Source organism: Enterobacter cloacae complex sp. ECL72, from assembly GCF_019056635.1.
In the GTDB taxonomy this organism is placed as follows: Bacteria; Pseudomonadota; Gammaproteobacteria; order Enterobacterales; family Enterobacteriaceae; genus Enterobacter; species Enterobacter hormaechei_C.
Genome location: NZ_CP077659.1, coordinates 2,259,936 through 2,281,570, shown reverse-complemented (window position 1 = coordinate 2,281,570; position 21,635 = coordinate 2,259,936). Strand labels below are relative to the sequence as shown.

Here is a 21,635-nt window from a genome sequence, read left to right as displayed (position 1 = left end):
CTCCTGATCCAAAAATGCCTAGCCTAATGGAATGATATCGCCTTGCCAACCCTGTTGGCCTAAAGAACCGGTTAGCAGCAGTTCTCCCTTATCGGCACGTACGATCAGCTGACCTTTTTCATCCCATAACGCGCTACCGCCGCGCGCGTTCGCCATTAATACCGCGATGGCGTACTTGTGCGCGAAGCGTTGTAACGAACCGATGGATTGCCGCCAGCGATGCTCGCCCACGGCCAGGCTGCTGGTGAACAGCGTTGCCTCCGGGTCCAGTTCCGGGGCGTCAGCCTGGTTATCCACGATGGTTAACCGTTTATCGCCAGGAATAACACCTGCACCGTTGCCCTGCGGATAACGCCGGATGGTCGACAGGTTAGGGGGTGAAAAGCGCGAGTCCTTTCTGGCGCTGGCCGTGTTGCTGGAGTGTAATACCAGCAATCACCGTGATGAAACGTGACTGGGCGGCGTGAAGGAGGGGGGCAAGCTGCAAATCGTCAGGGGGTGGGGGTAAGGATGTTCCGCCTGGGCCGGTAAGCGAAAGCTCCGGAAAGACGATTAAATCGCACCCATGCCAGGCAGCCTCGGCAATAAAGTGCAGGTGATGTTTTACGTGCTCATCAACACAGTTGTGCCGCGGGGCATACTGAGCCGCGGCAATATTCCATCGTGACATCGTGACTTCCTTATACACTAAGTCGCTGGGATTTTAAGATTACACCTAAATTTATCAGGGTTTTCTTATCCTGCCACATAACGCGTAAGGAAGTGTAACGAGACGTTAAGCTTATTTAACTTTAGGTTCGTACGGCAGGCGCGAGAGATTGACGGAGGCGAGGCGATGCGCAATGAGACGTTCGCGAAACCAGTCGCGCAGATGCGCGGGTTGTTCACGCTCTACCACTTCAGCCACGACGGGCATGTTGTAACGCTCTTTGAATGCGACCCCCGCGGCGGCGAGATCGACATTCACTTTGTCCATCTCGTCCTGAGGAAGGGCGGCCAGGTTAACGTTCATTTCCTTCTCCTTTTTCTGCGGCGGCAACGTTACCGCGATTGTTCAACGATGACAAGGGAGCAAAGGATGTTCCTCGACTCGTTAATTATACAGAGTTATTCTTTAGCATTCAGGCATAACGAAAAGGAATGATTGTGATGCATTTTACCCCTTCCCGTGTCGCGTGCGCGCTGGCATTTCTGCTCTCTTCAGCCATCACGCCCTCAGTTCTGGCCCATGCGCATCTTAAGCAGCAATCCCCGCAGGAAAATACCGTTGCGGTGGCACCAGAGGTCATTACCCTGAACTTCTCGGAAGGCATTGAGCCAGCCTTCAGCGGCGTGGTGGTGACGGACGCGCAGCAGCACAAGATCCAGACCGGCGCGGTGAAGCGTGACGAGAAGGATAACGCAAAGCTGATTGTTCCTCTTGAGAAACCGTTGACGTCCGGCACCTACACGGTGGACTGGCATGTGGTCTCCGTGGATGGCCACAAAACCAAAGGCAGCTATCACTTTAGCGTGAAATAGCATGCTGACCCTGAGCTACGTCGCGTTACGCTTTATCCATTTTGCTGCGCTGATGCTGCTTTTCGGCAACGCGCTCTACAGCGTCTGGTTTGCGCCGTCTTCGTTGCAGCGCCTCATGACCCGGCGTTTCCAGCGGCAGCAGAAACTCGCGGCCTTAATCAGCCTGATAGCGGCTCTGCTGATGTTTGGCCTGCAAAGTGGGTTGATGGGCAACGGATGGGGCGATGTCATTCGTCCGGCGGTCTGGCGCAGCGTGCTGGGAACGCAATTTGGCGGCGTCTGGTTGTGGCAAATGGTGCTGGCCGCTGTGACGGCGGGCGCTGCATGGCTTACCCCGCAAAAAGGCTCACGGCTGTTACTGCTCGCGATGGGGCAGCTGGTGCTGCTGGCGGGCGTGGGACATGCCGCGATGAACGGTGGCGCACCGGGAGCGTTGCATCGTCTCAACCATGCGCTTCACCTGCTCTGCGCCGCGACCTGGGTGGGTGGTTTACTGCCGCTGCTGTTTTGTATGCGTCTGGCGAAAGGCCGCTGGCAGCCAGCCGCTATCTTTACCATGATGCGCTTCTCCCGCGTGGGGCATTACGCCGTGGCAGGCGTGCTGCTGACCGGGATAATCAATACGTTCTTTATTGTTGGCATAAACGTGCCGTGGCAGGCGCCTTATGTCCAGCTGTTGTTGTTCAAATGTGCGCTGGTCATGATGATGGTGGCAATTGCGCTGGCGAATCGGTATTTTCTTGTGCCACGCTTTCGCCCGGAGGCCGGGCGGGAACAACAGATTTTTATCAGGATGACACAGGCAGAGGTGGTGCTGGGCGCGCTGGTACTGGCCGCCGTCAGCCTGTTCGCGACCTGGGAACCCTTCTGACAAGGTTAAATAACATATGAAAAAGACACTGCTTTCTCTTTTACTTCTCACCTGTGCCAGCAGTGCGTTAGCCGCGCCGCAGGTCATCACCGTCAGCCGGTTTGAGGTGGGTAAGGACAACTGGGCATTTAATCGTGAAGAAGTCATGCTTACCTGCCGTCCCGGTAACGCGCTGTATGTCATCAATCCCAGTACGCTCGTGCAGTATCCGTTAAATGACGTGGCGGAGCAGCAGGTTGCCAGCGGGAAAAGTAACGGACAGCCTGTCAGCGTGATCCAGGTAGATGACCCGGCAAACCCCGGGCAGAAGAAGAGTCTGGCACCGTTTATTGAGCGCGCTGAAAAGCTCTGCTAGCCGTCAGGTTTCCAGTAAAAAAAAACCGCAGGTGCTTGTAAAAGCTCTGCGGTTTTTCACATTTAGTGATGTTCTGACGCTTTTTTTCAGACCACTTTTGCTGTGGACTGGAAAACCTGACGTCGTCATCTATTCTTAAAGGGCAAGGCGATTGAGCCTGCATTAATGCCAACTTTTAGCGCACGGCTCTCTCCCAAGAGCCATTTCCCTGGACCGAATACAGGAATCGTATTCGGTCTCTTTTTATCTGCTTGAAAATAAACGATAAAATCCGGTTTTCGTCTCAGCAGAAGGTTCACTTCCTGTGCGCCTGCCTCAAACATACCACAACCCGGCAGGCGTAAGTCCAGTCCTTTTTGGCTGTTTTGTTAAATTTTTGTTTGTATTTTGCCTGAGACGACTGCGGGATCAATGCGCGCATGTACGGAAGCCGCAATATCATCAAGTAACGCAAAGCGGCGACGGTATTCGGCGCGTTTTTTGCTGGCAATCTCCTCCAGTGCTTTACGCTCCATCTGGAGCGGCAACTGCCAGCAGAAGGGGGAGAGTTTCTTTCCGTTCAGGCCTTCCCAGAACTCGTCGTAGCTGGCGTGAAAATGACGGCCTTTGCTCAGACGGTAGCGCAGCGCGCGGAAAACATGGCCTTCATCGCTGACGGCAAAAATCGCGCTAATGTTCGAGCGTGAGGCAAGCTGGAAGATCACCTCCATCAGCACGCGTTTCGGGAAAAGCCCATGGCAGGCACGGGTAGCCTGCTTAATCACCTCCCGTGAAACATGACGACGTGGACCCTGAAGGCCGCCGATCACCAGCACCGTACGGCCGTTACTGCGTGCGACACAGAACGTCAGGCTGGCAAGCAGCGTATTGTCATTGTCGTGCAGCCAAAGCGTGCTTTCGCCTTCGCGTTCGGCCTTACCTGCGGACGAGGCGTGGACGGTATAGATTTCGCCGTTTTTTGCCTCGAACCGGACAACCGGCACCTCTTGCGGGCTGGTCAGCGCGTGGGCGAGGGCGATGTTTTTCAGACTATCAATCCACTGATAGTGGCTGATGATAGCATCGGCCCGATCGTTTGAGTTCAGGCCGCGCATCAGATACTGGCGGTGAGTTTTGCTCGGCAAGGTAATTTGAGAGGTGAGCAGCCTGTCGAAATCATCGCGCCCGGACAGGGCCTCCAGCATGCGATGGGTGGAGGACCAGAATAAAAGCGAGCGTAGAAGGAACTTTAACCGGTAATCACGTTTGTGCCAGATTGGGCCGGGAACGCGTTTTCCTCTCACCAGTTCAGAAATAATATTTGTGCGATGCGGATAAAAAACATCGTTTTGCAGGTGTATGTTTGACACGTGAAAATCCCTCTTTTTATTCCGCTCTATTTTAAAGGCCAGGGAATAAGGGATTAATAGCGCAGCGATCTTTATTTCCTGCTGGTTTATGGTTTGTTTGGATTGGCAAAATCCAACGCCAGCTCATGACATTTTCTGTGGCAGCTATACTTCTTACAGGAGGCGTTATGTATCAGAAAATAGAGGGAGAACACTGGCGTCATGTCTGGGTTGTCAGCGATATTCATGGTTGCTATCAGTGGCTTATGGATGAGCTGAAACGACGGCATTTTAATCCTGATACGGATCTGCTGATCTCGGTGGGGGATATTATCGATCGCGGGCCTGACAGCGTAAAATGTTTACAGCTGATGCAGGAAAACTGGTTTTATGCGGTACGCGGCAATCACGAGCAAATGGCGTTAGATGCGCTTGAAAATAATGATTTTAGTCCCTGGTCGATAAATGGCGGTAACTGGTTTACCGGGCTTAAGGACGCTCAACAAAAACAGGCGAAGGGTTTACTCGATGCGTGTCGGGACTTACCGCACATTATTGAAATAACCTGCAAAAACGGTCTGAACGTGATTGCTCATGCGGATTATCCCTCCGCCGAATATGGCTGGCATAAGCCGGTGGATGCCCAGCGCGTGCTGTGGGATCGCGACCGGCTAATGGGCTTTATGGTGGGCAAAGGGCAGGGCATTAGCGGTGCGGATCACTTCTGGTTTGGACATACGCCTGTGGACAAACGCTACGATTTTAACAATCTGCACTACATTGATACGGGGGCAGTATTCGGGGGCTTTCTGACGCTGGCGCAGCTTCAGTAATAAATAACCCGCCTTCGGGCGGGTTCTCTTTGGGTCAGGCAAGACGCAAGACCCAGGCATCGGTTTTACTGTCGTAATGCTCACGGTACAGAACGGAATGTTCCCCATCAAGGATCGCCGGGACGCTGGTATCTGCATCCCAGGCGTCCAGCTGCATGCACAAATCCGGATCGGATTTGCAGGGAATACTTAACGTTCGTTCGCCTTGTGATTCGCCGCGCAATTCAGCGTCGTCGATTTCAAAAGCGCCAATGCGTACGCTGGTTTTCGTCATAATGCTCTCCGGTTTGTTGCCCAAAATCTGGTATGACCAGTGCAGTCACCCATTTTTGATCCTAGACAAGGAGAGCGAAATCGCCAGTAAAAAAATGCGCTTTTTTTCAGGCGCTGCGGTTGTTACCGGTAAACAGGCGGCCATCGCGTACCAGTTCGCGCGGATAGCTGTTTTTCAGCCGCGAGCCGACTTTTTTCGCCAGCCCCAGCGGATAGCCCTGATACGTCACGATGACTTCATCCTGTGACGGGCCGTCTTCCGGGTAAACGTCACGACCGCGATACCACTCTTCCGCTTCCTGATGCGTCAGGGCAAAGGTGTTCTCACTGCCGTCCAGCGCAATGACCGCTTCGTGCTGCCAGCGATAGCCTTTGTTGTGGATCTCCGCCAGGCGAATACCGAGGCGGGAGAAACGCACCTTACCAATCAGCGGTTCGATGTTGACCGGGAACAGCCACAGCTCTTTGTCACGCATCCAGAGGCGCAGGCTCTCATCCCAGTGCAGGCCGACTTTGCTCGCAGCCGCTTGCGCCTGTGCCGCCTCACGGCCTTTGACCGGCGTGAACGGGAAGTTGCCGACCTTAAACTTAGGGGCAGGCAAGGGATCGACGGCGCGGGTTTTACGCAGACGGGCAACAAAGAAGCCTTCGCAATCGTAAATCTGTGGGAAGACATGCAGGAAGCCTTCAGGCGTGGCCGCATGACTGGCCGAGTCGAAGAGGGTGTCCAGCGGCAGAAACTCGACGGCATCCGCATAGCGTTGCTTGAGCCACAGGCAGACGTCCTCGTTTTCATCGCGATTCAGCGTGCAGGTGGAATAAACCAGCGTCCCGCCTGGGCGCAGGGCATGAAACGCGCTGTCGATCAGTTCGCGCTGTGTGGCGGCGATCTCCAGGTTGCTTTCAACGGACCAGTTTTTTAACGCATCAGGATCTTTACGCACCACGCCTTCGCCGGAGCAGGGCGCGTCGAGCAGGATGGCATCAAAGGCTTCCGGCAGGGCAGCGCCAAACACGCGACCATCGAAGTGCGTTAACGCGACGTTGTGGATCCCGCAGCGGCTGATATTGGCGTGCAGGACTTTAACGCGGCTGGCGGAAAATTCGTTGGCGAGGATCGCGCCGCGGTTATTCATCCGGGCGGCAATCTGCGTGGTTTTAGAGCCCGGCGCCGCCGCGACATCCATAACCCGCTCAGGCTGGTTCCCGTCGGCAAACAGCGCAGCAACCGGCAGCATGGAGCTGGCTTCCTGAATATAAAACAGCCCGCTCAGGTGCTCGGCGGTGCTGCCGAGCGGCAGGCTCTCCTCGTCATCCCGTTCGATCCAGAAACCCTCTTCACACCACGGCACTGGCGTTAATTGCCAGCCGTAGGGGGAGACGAGATCCAGAAACGCCCCGACGCTGATTTTCAGCGTATTGACGCGAATACTCCGGCGCAAAGGGCGCTGGCAGGCGGCAACGAAATCGTCGAAAGAGAGATGAGCTGGAAGCGCCTCGCGCATCTGTGCGAGGAATTGTTCGGGAAGAAATACGGAGTTTTGAGCCACGGGCACACCACAGGGAAACATTCAGGCGCGCAGTGTAACATAAAGGCTCCGGCGCGTTGACACCGGAGCCTGCAAGATTAACGCGGCAGCGCCGTTCCCCATTCGCGCCACTCTTTCGGTTCACTTTCCAGCAGCAGGAAGTGCTTACCTGCCTGCGCCTTAGGCGCCAGAGGCGTGCCAGGCGGCGTCGCGAAGGCAATGCCGCCGCGAATGAACTGATTAAAGGTCCCCGTTTTGACCACGCCACCGGTCAGGCCGAAGTCCAGCGAGTAGCCTGAAGCGAGCCAGAACACCGAGTTGTTGCGCACCAGATGCTGATAACGCTGGCTGATGCGCAGGCCGACCATCACGCGATCGGACAGATTACCCAGCGTCAGGCTTGTTACTGTCCCTACTTCAATGCCGCGGAACAGGACCGGCGTACCGATGCCCAGCGAACCGGCTTCCGGCACTTCAACCACAATGCTCAGACCGTCCAGGTAACGGGAGTCGGTGATGGTGGCCTCCTGCAACTCAAATTCACGACGTGCGTTGCCGCGACCCGGTTCAACGTTAATGTACGGCTGAAGTATGGTATCGAGATGCTCAACCCCTGCGGCAGAAATTTGCGGCGTAACTACCGAGAAGCGCGAGCCTGCCCGGGCAAACGTCTGCACATATTCCGGATAAAGCACGGCGGTCGCCTGCACTTCATTGCGTGCGGTGATCAGCGTCAGCTTCTGGACCTGCCCGATATCAATGCCGAGATAGCGGATGGGCATGCCTTCTGCCAGTTTACCGGCATCAAAGGTGTGCAGGGTAATCTGCCCCCCGACCGCGCGCGCCGCGGTTTCGGACGGGAAGAGGATCCGCTTGTCACCTTTACGCATGTTGCCGCCCGCGCCGCTCAGGTTATCGAAGCTGATCGCACCGCGCAGGGCACGGGAGAGAGGCGATGCCTGTACGGTCAGCCCGCTGCCGTTGAGCTGCACTTTCGCGCCACCCTCAGCCCAGAACACGCTGTTTGGCGTGAGCAGCTTGCGGTACTCCGGCTTGATATGCAGTTCGATATCAAACGCGTCCGCACGAGGACGAACGGTGATCACTTCCCCCACCTCAAACTTACGGTAAAGCACGACGGAGCCTGCCTGGACATCCGGCAGCGTTTCAGCGCTTAAGGTCAGCGTGGTGGTTGGCAGGTCGCCAAGGCTATTTTCAATGGCTTTGTCCAGATTGGCGAACAGCGGATAGCTTTCGCGCAGCGCACCTTTGCTGCCCGGCAGAATGCGGATCCCGCCGTTAACCCACTCGCTGGCGCTGGCGCCGAGGAACTCAACCCCGTCCAGACCCACCTTCACGTCGACCCGGCTGTTAACCACAAATTTACTGTCGCCGTGGACCAGGTTGCCATACTGCGGATCGATGGCGGCGGAGAAGGAGACCCCTTTTTCCGACAGCTTACGTTCGAGGACCTGGCCCACCTGCACACCGTGCAGGATCAGCGGTTGCCCGGCCTCGATACCGTAGCTTTCCGGCGCATTCAGCGTAACCGTCAACACGCCCGGTTTTTGCAGCAGGGCTTTATCCGCCGGCGCGATAACAAAGTTTTTGTTCGGCGCGCCTTCACCGGGGATCAGCTCAAAGGTGCTTCCCGTCAGCAGAGAACTAATGCTGGCGTCGCTGAGGGAGAGCTTCGGATTACGCAGTTCAATGCGCGTTTTTTCCCGCAGGAGATCCACCACACTCGGATCCACCGTCATTTCGCCGGTAACGGAACCGCCCGCATTGAGGGTTAATTTTGTCAGTTGCCCGACCTCTAAACCCTGGTACATCAGCGGGGTCGAACCGGCTTTCAGGCCTTTGGCATCCGGCAGGGTCAGCTTGACGATGACACCGCGCTGGCTGTGCGCCAGGTCGGCGTACAGGCCAAAGGTATCTTCTGCGGCGGCAGGGCTGGAGTTAGCAGGTGAGTCGAAGGCGATAGCGCCATTCACCAGCGCCGCCAGGCTCTCAAGCTTCACTTTCGCACCGCTTAAGCTCAGGTCAGCATCGACGCCTGAGACGTTCCAGAAGCGGCTGCCTTTTTTCACCAGGTTGGTAAAACGGCGCTCGATGAGTACATCAATGGTCACGCCATCTTTGTTCGGGTTAATGGCGTAGTCGTAAACGCGGCCTACCGGAATTTTGCGGAAATAGACCAGAGAACCACTGTTCAGCGAGCCCAAATCCGGCGCGCGGAGATGGATCATCAAATCGCCGTTATTCAGCCGATATTTCGGCTGGGTATCCAGCGCAACAAAGTGATCCTGTGGCTCACCTTTGCCGGGCATCATGCCGATATAGTTACCGCCCACAAGCGCATCCAGTCCGGAAACGCCGGCCAGGGAGGCTTTAGGCGTGACCAGCCAGAACTGCGTTTCGGCACGCAGGGCATCCTGCATATCAGACTTAATGCTCGCCCGGACCTGGATTTTGTTCAGCCCTTTGCCAAGCGAAATATCCTGCACGGTACCCACTTCCACCCCCTGGAAGCGAACGGGGGTACGTCCGGCGACAATGCCGTCCGCAGACTGGAAATCAATCGTGATGGTACTTCCGCGATCTTCATAGCTCGTCCAGATAAGCCAGCCTGCGATCATCAGCGCGATGACAGGCAGCAACCAGAATGGCGAAATGCGGCGTTTTGTTTTAATTCTCGCTTCAGTCGGCGAAGCGGGCGTTTCCTGACTCATGTGCGTCCCAAAGTAAGCGGCTGTCCAGCCATTCCACTGCAAGAATAGTCAATATCACCGCAGAGCCGAAATAAAAAGCTGCGGGTCCCATGGTAAAAGCAAGTAACTGATCGCGATTGATGAGCGACATCATCAGCGAAATCACGAACAGATCCAACATCGACCAGCGACCAATCCAGGTCACAAATCGCAGAAGCAGGATGCGGGTGCGTAGTCCTTGTTCGCATTTAAAGTGAATGCTGATAAGCAGCGTAAACATCACCACCACTTTGGTAAAGGGCACCAGAATACTGGCGATGAAAACAATGGCGGCGACCCCCACGTTACTGTGCGCCAGAGAGATAATCCCCGAAAGGATAGTATCTTCCTGACGGGCGCCGTTCACATAAATTACGGAGATCGGCAGCATGTTGGCCGGGAATAAAAATACCAGGGAGGCGATTAGCGCCGCCCAGCACTTTTGCAGGCTGTTGTTGCGTCGCAATCTTAACGGAATGTGGCAGCGTGGGCACCTCCCGCGTTTATCCGGAAAACCGGTGTAATGGCAGCCCAGGCAGACGCGCAGGTTTTCATCAGGCCGGGTCGCGGGGCGCTGCGGGTAAAATCGCTCCCAAAGCTGTTCAACATTGAGATGAATCAGGGTCAAAATACTCAGCAGGACCAGTGAAATAAACGCGAAAAGTCCAATGCCGGGTTGTAAAAACGCATAATCCTGCACCTTGATGGAGGCCACGCCAATGCCTACCAGATAGATGTCCAGCATCACCCACTCCTTGAGCTTTTCCAGCATGAGCAGGACAGGGCGCAGGTTCATCCCCAGAATGTTGCCAAACCACAGGTAGGCAATTGCCGCGACCAGCACCAACGGCGCGCCGACGACGCAGAACAGCACCATGGCGGCCGTAAGCGGATCGCCCTGGCGCGTCATCTGCCAGATCCCCTGCAACACGTTAGCGTCAATACGCACGCCAAGCAGGTAGAGCTTTAACAGCGGCTCGGTCCAGGCGAAGGGCATCAGCAGCAGCATGGTGACCGCCATTGCCGCCAGACGCGTCAATGACCAGTCCCGGCCATCGCGGATTTTGGCATCGCAGCATGGACAAAAAGCACTTTGGTGCGATTTCATCTTCGGCAACATAAAAAGCGTATCGCACTGGGGACAACGCTGATAATGTGCACGGGGCAGAGCCTGGCTTACCGTACGGACAACGATCTTTCGTGTCGGCGTAATTTGGGGTGTTTTTAGGGCCATCAGTCGCACACAGATTAGTATTGTTGAAAGTTATAATAACTCATGAACGGATTCATCTTGAGCATGAGCGCATTTAATGCTTATTTTAATAGGCTATGCGGTAACTATGTAAGATAACTAAGTGATTGAATAATGAACAAAACAGAATTCTACGCGGATCTGAATCGCGATTTTAAGGCATTAATGGCAGGGGAAACCAGTTTCTTAGCCACTCTGGCAAATACCAGTGCGTTACTGTTCGAACGCCTTTCTGACGTGAACTGGGCGGGCTTTTATCTGCTGGAAGGTGACACGCTGGTGCTGGGGCCTTTCCAGGGTAAACTCGCCTGCGTACGCATCCCGGTAGGTCGTGGCGTGTGCGGTACCGCAGTGGCGACCCGTCAGGTTCAGCGTGTCGAAGATGTTCATGCGTTTGACGGCCACATTGCCTGCGATGCCAGCAGCAATTCTGAAATCGTACTGCCGCTGGTGGTTAAAAATCAGATTATTGGCGTTCTGGATATCGACAGCACGGTCTTCAGCCGCTTTACTGCCGAGGATGAGCAGGGGCTGCGCGCGCTGGCCGCAAACCTGGAAAATGTTCTGGCAGAGACCGATTATCATAAATTCTTTGCGAGCGTCGCAGGATAATCAACGGATAACGTAGCATTTACTGATAGCGTCATTATAATGTCGCCTGTTCATGCCTGCGCTTGTTGGCAACGTCCGTTGTAATCAGGAAATTTCATGGAAAATCAACCTAAGTTGAATAGCAGTAAAGAAGTTATCGCATTTCTGGCCGAGCGTTTCCCGCAGTGCTTCAGCGCTGAAGGTGAAGCGCGTCCTCTGAAAGTCGGTATCTTTCAGGATCTGGTCGCGCGCGTTGAGGGGGAGATGAACCTCAGCAAAACGCAGCTTCGTTCTGCCTTGCGCCTTTATACCTCGAGCTGGCGTTACCTGTACGGTATCAAGCCGGGTGCGACCCGTGTCGACCTTGACGGCAACCCGTGCGGTGAGCTGGACGAGCAGCACGTAGAACATGCGCGTAAGCAGCTTGAAGAAGCCAAAGCTCGCGTGCAGGCACAGCGTGCGGAACAGCAGGCGAAAAAACGCGAAGCCGCAGCGGCAAACGGTCAGGAAGACGCCCCTCGTCGCGAGCGTAAACCGCGCCCGGCACCGCGTCGTACTGAAAATAACGATCGCAAACCGCGTGCTGACAAACCCGCAGCTAAAGCCCCACGTGCGCCGCGCGAAGAGCCGCGTCACACCCCAGTTTCTGACATCAATGCGCTGAGCGTAGGTCAGTCTCTGAAGGTGAAAGCGGGTAACAACGCGATGGACGCCACCGTACTGGAAATCACCAAAGATGGCGTTCGTGTACAGCTGACTTCTGGTATGTCAATGATTGTACGCGCAGAACACTTGTTGTTCTGAAACGGAGGCCGAGCCTGGCATGAACACTTTTTTTAAGCTCACCGCGCTGGCTGGCCTGTTTGCTATAACAGGCCATGCTTTCGCTGTGGACGATATTACGCGTGTTGATCAAATTCCGGTTCTCAAGGAAGAGACTCAGCACGCGACGGTGAGTGAGCGCGTGACGTCGCGCTTTACTCGTTCGCACTATCGTCAGTTCGATCTCGATCAGGCCTTTTCGGCCAAAATCTTTGACCGTTATCTGAACTTGCTGGATTACAGCCATAACGTACTGCTGGCCAGCGATGTCGAACAGTTCGCTAAACGCAAATCCGAAGTGGGTGATGAGCTGCGCTCCGGAAAGCTCGATCTGTTCTACGATCTGTACAACTTATCGCAAAAGCGCCGTTTTGAGCGTTATCAATACGCGCTGAAAGTGCTGGAACGTCCGATGGACTTCACCGGCAACGACACCTTTAATCTGGACCGCAGCAAAGCGCCATGGCCGAAAGACGAGGCTGAACTGAATGCGCTGTGGGACGGAAAAGTCAAATATGACGAACTGAGCCTCAAGCTTACAGGCAAAGACGAGAAAGAGATCCGTGAGACGTTAAATCGTCGATACAAATTCGCTATTCGTCGTCTGGCGCAGACCAACAGTGAAGATGTTTTCTCGCTGGCGATGACCGCGTTTGCGCATGAAATTGATCCGCACACTAATTATCTCTCTCCACGTAACACCGAACAGTTCAATACCGAAATGAGCCTGTCTCTGGAAGGTATCGGTGCTGTGCTTCAGATGGACGATGACTACACCGTAATCAACTCCATGGTGGCCGGTGGCCCTGCGTCGAAAAGCAAAGCGATCAGCGTAGGCGACCGTATTGTCGGTGTGGGTCAAACCGGAAAGAGCATGGTGGACGTGATTGGCTGGCGTCTTGATGATGTTGTTGCGCTGATCAAAGGGCCGAAGGGCAGCAAAGTTCGCCTGGAGATCCTGCCAGCCGGTAAGGGGACTAAAACCCGTATCGTTACTCTCACCCGTGAGCGTATCCGTCTGGAAGATCGCGCGGTGAAAATGTCGGTGAAAACCGTAGGTAAAGAGAAGGTTGGCGTTCTGGATATCCCAGGTTTCTACGTCGGCCTGACCGATGATGTGAAAGTGCAGCTCCAGAAGCTTGAAAAGCAGAATGTCAGCAGCGTGATCATTGACCTGCGCAGCAACGGCGGCGGGGCATTGACCGAGGCCGTCTCGCTTTCCGGGCTGTTTATCCCGTCTGGCCCGGTGGTACAGGTGCGCGATAACAACGGTAAAGTGCGTGAAGATGCCGATACCGATGGTGTGGTCTACTATAAGGGTCCGCTGGTGGTGCTTGTCGATCGCTTCAGCGCCTCTGCATCGGAAATCTTCGCTGCTGCCATGCAGGATTACGGCCGGGCATTAATCGTCGGCGAACCGACGTTTGGCAAGGGCACCGTTCAGCAGTACCGCTCTCTGAACCGTATTTACGACCAGATGCTGCGCCCTGAGTGGCCTGCGCTGGGCTCAGTACAGTACACCATTCAGAAGTTTTACCGCGTCAACGGCGGCAGTACGCAGCGCAAAGGCGTGACGCCGGATATCATGATGCCGACAGGTACCGAAGAGACGGAAACGGGCGAGAAGTTTGAAGATAACGCGCTGCCGTGGGATAGCATTGATGCCGCGACATTCGTGAAATCAGGTGATATGAAACAGTTCGGACCGGAACTGCTGAAAAATCACAACGATCGCATCGGGAAGGATCCGGAATTCCAGTACATCATGAAGGACATCGCGCGTTTCAACGCTTTGAAAGCGAAACGGAACATTGTGTCTCTGAACTACGCCCAGCGTGAGAAAGAGAACAATGAAGATGACGCGACACGTCTGGCGCGTATCAACGATCGCTTCAAACGTGAAGGCAAGCCTCTGCTCAAAAAACTGGACGATCTGCCTAAGGATTACCAGGAGCCCGATCCGTATCTGGACGAGACGGTGCATATCGCGCTTGATCTCGCGAAGCTGGAAAAAGAGAAACCTGCCCTGCAACCTGCTCCGACAAAATAATCCCCCAACAGGCACAAGAAATTGTGCCTGTTTCTTTATGTACCTCCTCCTTCCGTCAGGCAGATTTCCAATTGTGTAAAGTTGTGTCTTTCTGGTGACTTACGCCGTCTGGATGCTTGAAAATAGCCGTAATACCCATACGATGTGGGTAATCGCATAGTGCGTTTTGTTAAACTGAGGTTAAAAGAATATTATGATGCGAATCGCGCTCTTCCTGCTCACCAACCTGGCGGTGATGGTGGTATTCGGGCTGGTGCTAAGCCTGACGGGAATTCAGTCGAGCAGCGTTCAGGGTCTGTTGATTATGGCGCTGCTGTTTGGTTTCGGTGGCTCTTTCATTTCACTGCTGATGTCCAGGTGGATGGCACTGAAATCCGTGGGCGGTGAAGTTATTGAGCAACCGCGTAACGATATGGAGCAGTGGCTGATGAGCACGGTTGCTCAGCAGTCAAAGCAGGCGGGCATTGCCATGCCGCAGGTAGCCATCTACCACGCGCCGGATATTAACGCGTTTGCTACCGGTGCGCGTCGTGACGCGTCCCTGGTGGCCGTCAGTACCGGCCTGCTGCAAAACATGAGCCGTGACGAAGCGGAAGCGGTTATTGCTCACGAGATCAGCCATATCGCCAATGGCGATATGGTCACCATGACCCTGATCCAGGGTGTGGTGAACACCTTCGTTATCTTTATTTCTCGTATTCTGGCACAGATTGCTGCCGGGTTTATGGGTGGCAACCGTGATGAGGGTGAAGAGAGCAACGGCAACCCGCTGATCTATTTTGCTGTTTCAATGGTGCTGGAGCTGGTGTTCGGTATCCTGGCAAGCATCATTACCATGTGGTTCTCCCGTCATCGTGAGTTCCACGCGGATGCCGGTTCCGCGAAACTGGTGGGTCGTGAAAAGATGATTGCTGCGCTGCAACGTCTTAAAACCAGCTACGAGCCGCAGGAAGCAAACAGCATGATGGCCTTCTGCATCAACGGCAAATCAAAGTCGCTGAGCGAGCTGTTTATGTCTCACCCGCCGCTGGATAAACGTATTGAAGCGCTGCGTAGCGGCGAATACCTGAAGTAACGTAATCGGGTTGAAAAGAACCGGGCTGGAGCCATTCTCCGCCCGGTTTTTTTATGCCTGCGCCTTTGGCTGGGTGACGCGAAGGCCGCTAATGACAGCCGCGAGGGTCGCCAGGGTCCCTGCGGTAATCAGCGCAACGTGTGTCGCATTCTGCCCGGCAAGGTTAAACATCAACGCCACCAGTGCGGCCCCGGTGCTTTGCCCTAACAGTCTTGCCGTGCCCAGCATCCCGCTGGCGCCACCGCTGCGATGACGTGGGGCAGAGGTGATAATCGTGTGGTTATTAGGGGACTGGAACAGACCAAAACCGGCCCCGCACAGGATCATGCGCCAGATAATATCCAGATCCCCCGGCGAGGCGGGCAGGAGCGCCAGCGCAAACAGCCCCACCGCCATGACAACCAGTCCAATCGCCCCCAGAAGCCCGGCATGGACGCGCTCAATAAGGTAACCGGCCAGCGGGGCCATCACCATGGTTGCCAGAGGCCAGGGCGTGAGCAGCAAGCCTGTCTCCACTTCCGAACGGCCAATCACGCTCTGCAAAAAGAACGGCAGCGCAACCAGCGCCAGCATCTGGGCGCAGAACGAGCAAATGGAGGTACAAATGGATAGCGAAAACAGCGGAATACGCAGCAAATCCACCGGCAGTAACGGCACGGGCAGCGCCAGCTGACGTCGTACAAAGAAAAAGCCGATGATAAGCATGGCAACGATTTCTGTGGTAATGAGCGACAGAGACTGTCCCTGCGCAAATCCGCTCAGCGCGGTAATCAGCAGGCCAAAGGTCAGCGCGTTCATCACAGCGCTGGGCAGATCGAAACGTGGCATGGTGTTTTTCGGACCATTTTCCGGAAGATAGCGCAGGGCGAAGAAGATCGCCACAATGCCCAGCGGCACGTTAATGGCAAACAGCCACTGCCACGAGGCAACGGACAGGATGGCGGCGGCAATCGTCGGCCCGGCGGCGGACGACACGGCCACAATAAAGGAGTTAATGCCCATCCCGCGCCCCAGGTGGCGGTGAGGGTAGATAAGCCGTATCAGGGCCGTGTTCACGCTCATTAGCGCCGCACCGCCAAAGCCCTGTGCGATACGCGCCAGCGTAAGGGTGTGCAGTGAATCTGAAAGGGCACAGAAGAGCGAGGTGAGGGTAAAGACCACCAGCCCGCACTGGTACACCCGGCGATAACCAAACATATCGCCCAGGAAAGAGAGTGACAAAAGGGAAATCACAATCGCTATCTGGTACGCGTTGACAATCCAGATGGAGCTGGCCGGCGAAGCATTCAGGTCTTTGGCAATGGTAGGAAGAGCCACGTTGGCAATCGCACCGTCAAGGACAGCCATCGAAATACCGATGACAATAGTGGCAATTGCCCCGTACCGCTGCGGTAAGGGCAGGCCATCAGAAACGTTTTTTTGCATGGGAAAAGAATGACTCAGCGTGAAATTATTTTCAGAGTAACTATTTTAGCATCGTTATTTCGGTTTTATGTCGCAGATTTGTAACGAAGTAAACCCAGATAGATTGCAGCACGCATCACACGAATTTATAATAAAAACCGGTTCTGATTTTTATAAAACACTCTCCATGAGGTGATAAATGGCAATCGCAGATTTGGATAAGCAGCCAGATTCTGTTTCTTCCGTGCTGAAGGTGTTTGGCATCTTGCAGGCGCTCGGAGAAGAGCGTGAAATTGGTATTACAGAGTTGTCGCAGCGTGTGATGATGTCGAAAAGCACCGTTTATCGCTTTTTGCAGACGATGAAATCATTGGGTTATGTCGCGCAGGAAGGAGAATCAGAAAAATATTCTCTGACCCTGAAACTGTTTGAACTGGGCGCCCGCGCCTTGCAGAACGTGGATCTGATCCGCAGCGCTGACATTCAGATGCGTGAACTTTCACGACTGACGAAAGAGACAATTCACCTCGGTGCGCTGGATGAAGACAGTATTGTTTACATCCACAAAATTGACTCCATGTACAACCTGCGCATGTATTCACGCATCGGTCGTCGTAACCCGCTGTACAGCACCGCAATTGGTAAAGTACTGCTGGCCTGGCGCGATCGCGAAGAGGTGAAGCAAATCCTTGACGGGGTGGAATACAAACGCAGCACCGACCGCACGATTACCAGTACGGAAGAACTGCTGAGCGTGCTGGATAAAGTGCGTGAGCAGGGTTACGGGGAAGATAACGAAGAGCAGGAAGAGGGGCTGCGTTGCATCGGTGTGCCGGTGTTTGACCGCTTCGGCGTTGTCATTGCGGGCCTGAGCATTTCGTTCCCAACGCTGCGTTTCTCTGAAGAGCGTCTTCATGAATATGTGGCGATTCTGCATACCGCAGCGCGCAAAATTTCAGAGCAGATGGGCTATAACGATTATCCGTTCTGATCGACGCCACCAATAGAAACGCCGCACTTTTGCGGCGTTTCTGTAAGCGAAATTCAACGCGGATTAACCGTTATCAACCACAACAGATGATTTACGCAGCACAGGACAGTTGGTTAACCCGATGATCCCGCTGTCGGAATGGATGTACTGAGCCGTGCTTATCCCCTGGGCGGTAAGATATTTACACTGGATACCCAGACCCGCGGCATTTTCTTTGCTCCCCATTAATACGCCGTACCCACTTAATAACAGGCCGATCCAGACAATAGCCAGTACAATTACTGTACGAATAAGTAAACGCATCGTTGCCTCTTTTTTCTTTGTTGTCATAGAGTAAGCGTAACGGCTTTACGCAGTGAAACAAGTGCACGATTCCGAAAAGCGTCTGTTGAAGGTACAGTTAGCCCCTGTTTAAGATAACCGTGATAACCTGGCTGTATCAGGTCATAAGACGGAGTGTGGAGTGAAAAAAATACGCTGGGTAATTCTGATTATAGTGTTGATAGCATGCGTGGTGCTGTGGACGCAGACTATCAATGTGATGTGCGATCAGGATGTACAGTTCTTTAGCGGCATTTGTTCAATCAATAAGTTTATCCCCTGGTAGAGACCATTTTTACGCTGAGTGATGTCCTTACGCGGCGGCAGTGGTAAAATGGCGGTTTTTACTGAGGTGGTGAAATGGGTGAGTTACTGAATTCGGGGCTGCTGAGCATCGCATCCCTGGTAATGTCTTTGGTGGTGCTGGTCGTTGGGCTGGTGCTGTGGTTTTTCGTTAACCGCGCCAGCTCCCGCACAAATGAGCAGATTGAGCTGCTGGAAGCATTGCTCGATCAGCAGAAACGGCAGACTGCGCTGCTGCGTCGTTTGTGCGAAGCCAACGAGCCGGAGGAGAAAGCGGTACCGAAGGACGCTGTTGCTCAACAACAAGACGAGGAAGACTTCATTCGCCTGGTAGCTGAGCGATAGTCTGCCCGGAGCGGGGAGGTGGCCTGACGTACGGCGTAAATCCCCTCCCTTATCAAATGCATCCCACAACTTCCCGGCATTTAATTAAGCAGCAGTTAACTCATGTTTTAGCACACTGAAAACTGGCGAATATTTATCCTTATTTAACAAATTCAGTTTCGTTGAATAAATAGTGTGCTTTATCTTTCCTGAAGTGTTTTATTTTTATCGAAACGTTTTGCTTGCCTTGTTTTGAGGCAGAGTCATAAAAATTTCATTATTTTGGTGCAGAATAACACTTATTAAATGGTGGTTTTTAATACAGTTAGCAAAATGTAATTAACATCGTATATTCCCTGACACATGTTGGTGCGTTGCAATGTTTTCAGCATAACTTTTCACAAAATGTTCTAACTCAGTCATTCTTTTAAAGAAACTCTGGGATTGGGATGGACGCTTTGAAATGATTGAGCTATGTTTAAAAAGTCTTTGATTACAGGGCGCGTCAACGCACCCTGCGGGCAGTGAGGTCAGGTGGCGCTTCATTTGACAATTCGCATAACTGTGCAGATTGTTATGGAGTAACGTCTGAATTTGTGCGGCGGATCGAGACACGTTTAAAAATGGCTTGCCATATTAAACGTTGTGTGTGATAACACGTTTTGGGTCAAACGAGGTACAGTTCTGTTTATGTGTGGCATTTTCAGTAAAGAAGTCCTGAGTAAACACGTTGTCGTTGAATACCGCTTCTCTGCCGAACCTTATATTAGTGCCTCAAGCAGTAATGTCTCAGTTTTATCTATGTCAAAGCCCGCGGGCTAAGAAAACACTCTAAGGAATTTTGCAAATGGCAAAGATTAAAGGTCAAGTTAAGTGGTTCAACGAGTCTAAAGGTTTTGGTTTCATTACTCCTGCTGACGGCAGCAAAGACGTGTTCGTACACTTCTCTGCAATCCAGGGTAACGGCTTCAAAACTCTGGCTGAAGGCCAGAACGTTGAGTTCGAAATTCAGGATGGCCAGAAAGGCCCAGCTGCGGTTAACGTAACTGCTATCTGATCGAATCACTGCTGACTGAAGCGCTCAGCGCTTCGATCTCAGACATAAGCCTCGCCGATGCGGGGCTTTTTTATTCGCTTATTTTTCAAAATATTACGTAATCCTCCTCTGTTATTATCTTGTTGCAAACCCGCGAGATTATTAGCATTGTTTTCCCGCCTTATTATCCGCTTTTCTCGTTAAATCAGGGCGTTGATTAACAGCCCTGGGGTTAAGGTGAAAAAAAAGACAATAACCACCACCGGAAATTTTACTCCGGCACGTTTTGCACTTCTGTGTCTCGCCATCTTTTGTAGCCTTGCGTTTCTGCTGGGCCGCGTAGCGTGGCTACAAATTATCAAACCGGATAATCTGGTGAAGCAGGAGGATATGCGCTCCCTGCGCGAAGTGGCGATAGACGCCCCGCGTGGGATGATTGTTGACCGTGAAGGGCGACCCCTTGCGGTGAGCGTACCCGTCCAGGCCGTCTGGGCCGATCCCAAAACAGTGCTGCAAAAAGGGGGGATCGGTTTTGACTCGCGCTGGCAGGCCCTGGCAAATGCCTTACACCTTTCTCTGAGCACGCTCGCATCGCGAATTAACAGTAACCCGCACGGGCGATTTATTTACCTGGCCCGTCAGGTTGATCCCGCCCAGGCAAAGTGGATCGATAAGCTGCGTCTCCCCGGTATCAACCTTCGCGATGAGTCCCGCCGCTTTTATCCTGCCGGGCACGTGGCGGCGAACCTGATTGGCTTCACCAATATTGATGGTCAGGGCATTGAGGGCGTCGAGAAAAGCTTTAACACGCAGCTTACCGGGAAGGCAGGCGTGCGGCTGGTCAGGAAAGATCGCTACGGACATGTGGTGGAGAACCTTACGGAGGTGGCTCCCGTACCTGCACATAATATCCAGCTTAGTATCGATGAACGCCTGCAAACTATCACCGAAGACGCGCTGGATAATGCCGTGGCGTGGAACAAAGCCGAGTCAGGCGCGTCGGTGCTGATTAATATCCGGACGGGCGAAATTCTGGCGATGGCGAGCTTCCCCGACTTCAATCCCAACAACCGGGAAGGGGCAACGCTGGATGATTTTCGCAATCGCGCGATCAGCGACACCTTTGAACCTGGCTCGACCGTTAAGCCTCTGGTGCTGATGACGGCGCTACAGCAGGGGCTGGTACAGCCTGACAGCGTGATAGATACGCATCCCTACACCATTGATGGTCATCGTATTCGTGATGTGGGCTACTACCCCGAGCTGACGATGACCGGGATTTTGCAAAAATCCAGCGACACAGGCGTATCCCGTCTTTCGCTGGCGATGCCCGTGCAACGGTTACTGGATACCTATAAAAACTTTGGTTTTGGCGAGAGTACCGGGCTTGGTTTAACGGGAGAAAGCGCAGGTTTACTGCCGCAGCGAAAATTCTGGAGTCAGTTAGATCGGGCGACCTTTGCCTTTGGGTATGGCCTGATGGTAACCCCCCTCCAGCTGGCGCATGTGTATGCCACCATCGGCAGCTACGGCATTGAACGGCCTCTGTCCATCACCCGTATTGACCCGCCGGTGATTGGCAAGCGGGTGATGCCCGAGGAAATTGTTCACGAGGTGGAACATATGATGGAGAGCGTTGCGTTACCCGGCGGTGGCGGGGTCAAAGCGGCGGTGCGTAACTATCGCGTGGCGATAAAAACCGGGACGGCCAAAAAAATCGATGAACATGGTAAGTATGTGGATAAATACGTCGCCTATACCGCAGGCGTTGCGCCTGCCAGCGATCCCCGTTTCGCGCTGGTGGTGGTGATCAACGATCCGCAAAACGGTGCCTACTATGGCGGGGCCGTTTCTGCGCCCGTGTTCAGCGAAATTATGGGTAACGTCCTGCGCCTGGAAAACGTGAAGCCAGACGGGCTGCCGGCAGATTCTGACCATCTGATCGTGATGCGTCACCCAGCCGTTTATAACCCTGGCGAATAGCGGTACACTTCGCCTTTTGGTTT

General features: G+C 53.8%; 22 protein-coding genes and 2 pseudogenes. 14 read left to right on the top strand and 10 right to left on the bottom strand.

The annotated features are described in order from the left end of the window. Positions 1 to 18: 18 nt before the first annotated feature. Together KTH07_RS11105 and KTH07_RS11100 are read right to left on the bottom strand one after the other, a co-directional pair. Positions 19 to 670 (bottom strand): annotated as a pseudogene (locus KTH07_RS11105) (nitrilase-related carbon-nitrogen hydrolase). Positions 671 to 781: 111 nt separating this feature from the next. After that, entirely contained in the window at positions 782 to 1,012 is a 231-nt protein-coding gene (locus KTH07_RS11100) for a DNA polymerase III subunit theta (RefSeq protein ID WP_003859784.1), read from the bottom strand. Positions 1,013 to 1,149: 137 nt separating this feature from the next. Between KTH07_RS11100 and yobA the strand changes: the two genes are divergently transcribed. From yobA to KTH07_RS11085, 3 genes are read left to right on the top strand one after another with little or no spacing between them, the layout of a single operon-like run. Continuing rightward, positions 1,150 to 1,521, top strand: coding sequence for a CopC domain-containing protein YobA (yobA, locus tag KTH07_RS11095; RefSeq protein WP_017384342.1), 372 nt, complete (start codon positions 1,150 to 1,152; stop codon positions 1,519 to 1,521). A 1-nt stretch (position 1,522) separates the two neighbouring features. Further along, the gene (copD, locus tag KTH07_RS11090) at positions 1,523 to 2,392 is read left to right on the top strand and encodes a copper homeostasis membrane protein CopD (RefSeq protein ID WP_063161934.1); all 870 of its coding nucleotides are present in this window, start codon (positions 1,523 to 1,525) and stop codon (positions 2,390 to 2,392) included. A gap of 16 nt (positions 2,393 to 2,408) precedes the next feature. Next, positions 2,409 to 2,747 carry a YebY family protein gene (locus KTH07_RS11085; RefSeq protein ID WP_003859787.1) on the top strand — a complete coding sequence of 113 codons (339 nt, stop codon included), beginning with the start codon at positions 2,409 to 2,411 and terminating at the stop codon, positions 2,745 to 2,747. A 125-nt stretch (positions 2,748 to 2,872) separates the two neighbouring features. On the opposite strand, the gene KTH07_RS11080 is transcribed toward KTH07_RS11085, so the two are convergent. Both KTH07_RS11080 and KTH07_RS11075 read right to left on the bottom strand, forming a co-directional pair. Then, positions 2,873 to 3,070, bottom strand: coding sequence for a hypothetical protein (locus KTH07_RS11080; RefSeq protein WP_017693250.1), 198 nt, complete (start codon positions 3,068 to 3,070; stop codon positions 2,873 to 2,875). Positions 3,071 to 3,115: 45 nt separating this feature from the next. Next, positions 3,116 to 4,096, bottom strand: coding sequence for a VirK/YbjX family protein (locus KTH07_RS11075; RefSeq protein ID WP_023303891.1), 981 nt, complete (start codon positions 4,094 to 4,096; stop codon positions 3,116 to 3,118). Between the two features lie 167 nt (positions 4,097 to 4,263). On the opposite strand from KTH07_RS11075, the gene pphA reads away from it, so the two are divergent. Further along, positions 4,264 to 4,908, top strand: coding sequence for a protein-serine/threonine phosphatase (gene pphA, locus KTH07_RS11070; RefSeq protein ID WP_017693252.1), 645 nt, complete (start codon positions 4,264 to 4,266; stop codon positions 4,906 to 4,908). A 34-nt stretch (positions 4,909 to 4,942) separates the two neighbouring features. On the opposite strand, the gene KTH07_RS11065 is transcribed toward pphA, so the two are convergent. From KTH07_RS11065 to yebS, 4 genes are all read right to left on the bottom strand, one after another. Then, on the bottom strand, positions 4,943 to 5,182 hold the full coding sequence (locus KTH07_RS11065) for a YebV family protein (RefSeq protein ID WP_003859885.1): 240 nt from the start codon (positions 5,180 to 5,182) through the stop codon (positions 4,943 to 4,945). 106 nt (positions 5,183 to 5,288) lie between these two features. Then, a complete protein-coding gene (rsmF, locus tag KTH07_RS11060; RefSeq protein ID WP_032619523.1) occupies positions 5,289 to 6,752 on the bottom strand; it encodes a 16S rRNA (cytosine(1407)-C(5))-methyltransferase RsmF in 1,464 nt (487 codons plus the stop codon). 56 nt (positions 6,753 to 6,808) lie between these two features. Further along, the gene (locus KTH07_RS11055; protein WP_017693254.1) at positions 6,809 to 9,442 is read right to left on the bottom strand and encodes a PqiB family protein; all 2,634 of its coding nucleotides are present in this window, start codon (positions 9,440 to 9,442) and stop codon (positions 6,809 to 6,811) included. Then, positions 9,411 to 10,694, bottom strand: coding sequence for a membrane integrity lipid transport subunit YebS (gene yebS, locus KTH07_RS11050; protein WP_020480541.1), 1,284 nt, complete (start codon positions 10,692 to 10,694; stop codon positions 9,411 to 9,413). Before yebS ends, KTH07_RS11055 begins: the two co-directional genes overlap by 32 nt. Positions 10,695 to 10,826: 132 nt before the next feature. Between yebS and KTH07_RS11045 the strand changes: the two genes are divergently transcribed. From KTH07_RS11045 to htpX, 4 genes are all read left to right on the top strand, one after another. Beyond that, a complete protein-coding gene (locus tag KTH07_RS11045; protein ID WP_006811006.1) occupies positions 10,827 to 11,324 on the top strand; it encodes a GAF domain-containing protein in 498 nt (165 codons plus the stop codon). Positions 11,325 to 11,420: 96 nt separating this feature from the next. Beyond that, positions 11,421 to 12,107 carry an RNA chaperone ProQ gene (gene proQ / locus KTH07_RS11040; protein ID WP_003859895.1) on the top strand — a complete coding sequence of 229 codons (687 nt, stop codon included), beginning with the start codon at positions 11,421 to 11,423 and terminating at the stop codon, positions 12,105 to 12,107. Between the two features lie 19 nt (positions 12,108 to 12,126). Then, positions 12,127 to 14,175: a carboxy terminal-processing peptidase gene (prc, locus tag KTH07_RS11035; protein WP_015570296.1), complete on the top strand. Its 2,049-nt coding sequence runs from the start codon at positions 12,127 to 12,129 to the stop codon at positions 14,173 to 14,175. A 193-nt stretch (positions 14,176 to 14,368) separates the two neighbouring features. Next, a complete protein-coding gene (gene htpX / locus KTH07_RS11030) occupies positions 14,369 to 15,250 on the top strand; it encodes a protease HtpX (protein WP_015570297.1) in 882 nt (293 codons plus the stop codon). Between the two features lie 51 nt (positions 15,251 to 15,301). On the opposite strand, the gene KTH07_RS11025 is transcribed toward htpX, so the two are convergent. Then, the gene (locus tag KTH07_RS11025) at positions 15,302 to 16,675 is read right to left on the bottom strand and encodes an MFS transporter (RefSeq protein ID WP_023303889.1); all 1,374 of its coding nucleotides are present in this window, start codon (positions 16,673 to 16,675) and stop codon (positions 15,302 to 15,304) included. 178 nt (positions 16,676 to 16,853) lie between these two features. On the opposite strand from KTH07_RS11025, the gene kdgR reads away from it, so the two are divergent. After that, positions 16,854 to 17,645 (top strand): DNA-binding transcriptional regulator KdgR, encoded by a 792-nt coding sequence (kdgR, locus tag KTH07_RS11020; protein WP_015570299.1) that lies wholly within the window; start codon positions 16,854 to 16,856, stop codon positions 17,643 to 17,645. A gap of 63 nt (positions 17,646 to 17,708) precedes the next feature. Here kdgR and KTH07_RS11015 read toward each other — a convergent pair whose 3' ends face one another. Further along, entirely contained in the window at positions 17,709 to 17,948 is a 240-nt protein-coding gene (locus KTH07_RS11015; RefSeq protein WP_017384332.1) for a YobH family protein, read from the bottom strand. A gap of 160 nt (positions 17,949 to 18,108) precedes the next feature. Here KTH07_RS11015 and mgrB point away from each other — a divergent pair, with 160 nt between their 5' ends. The 5 genes and pseudogenes from mgrB (at position 18,109) to ftsI (ending at position 21,612) form a co-directional block, all read left to right on the top strand. Then, on the top strand, positions 18,109 to 18,252 hold the full coding sequence (gene mgrB, locus KTH07_RS11010; protein ID WP_003859906.1) for a PhoP/PhoQ regulator MgrB: 144 nt from the start codon (positions 18,109 to 18,111) through the stop codon (positions 18,250 to 18,252). Between the two features lie 74 nt (positions 18,253 to 18,326). Next, the gene (locus KTH07_RS11005) at positions 18,327 to 18,614 is read left to right on the top strand and encodes a YebO family protein (RefSeq protein ID WP_017693259.1); all 288 of its coding nucleotides are present in this window, start codon (positions 18,327 to 18,329) and stop codon (positions 18,612 to 18,614) included. A gap of 669 nt (positions 18,615 to 19,283) precedes the next feature. Then, a pseudogene (locus KTH07_RS11000) lies at positions 19,284 to 19,428 on the top strand (DUF2627 domain-containing protein). Between the two features lie 12 nt (positions 19,429 to 19,440). Beyond that, positions 19,441 to 19,650: a transcription antiterminator/RNA stability regulator CspE gene (gene cspE, locus KTH07_RS10995; protein WP_001062678.1), complete on the top strand. Its 210-nt coding sequence runs from the start codon at positions 19,441 to 19,443 to the stop codon at positions 19,648 to 19,650. Between the two features lie 216 nt (positions 19,651 to 19,866). Next, positions 19,867 to 21,612, top strand: coding sequence for a peptidoglycan glycosyltransferase FtsI (gene ftsI, locus KTH07_RS10990; RefSeq protein WP_023303887.1), 1,746 nt, complete (start codon positions 19,867 to 19,869; stop codon positions 21,610 to 21,612). Positions 21,613 to 21,635: the final 23 nt, after the last annotated feature.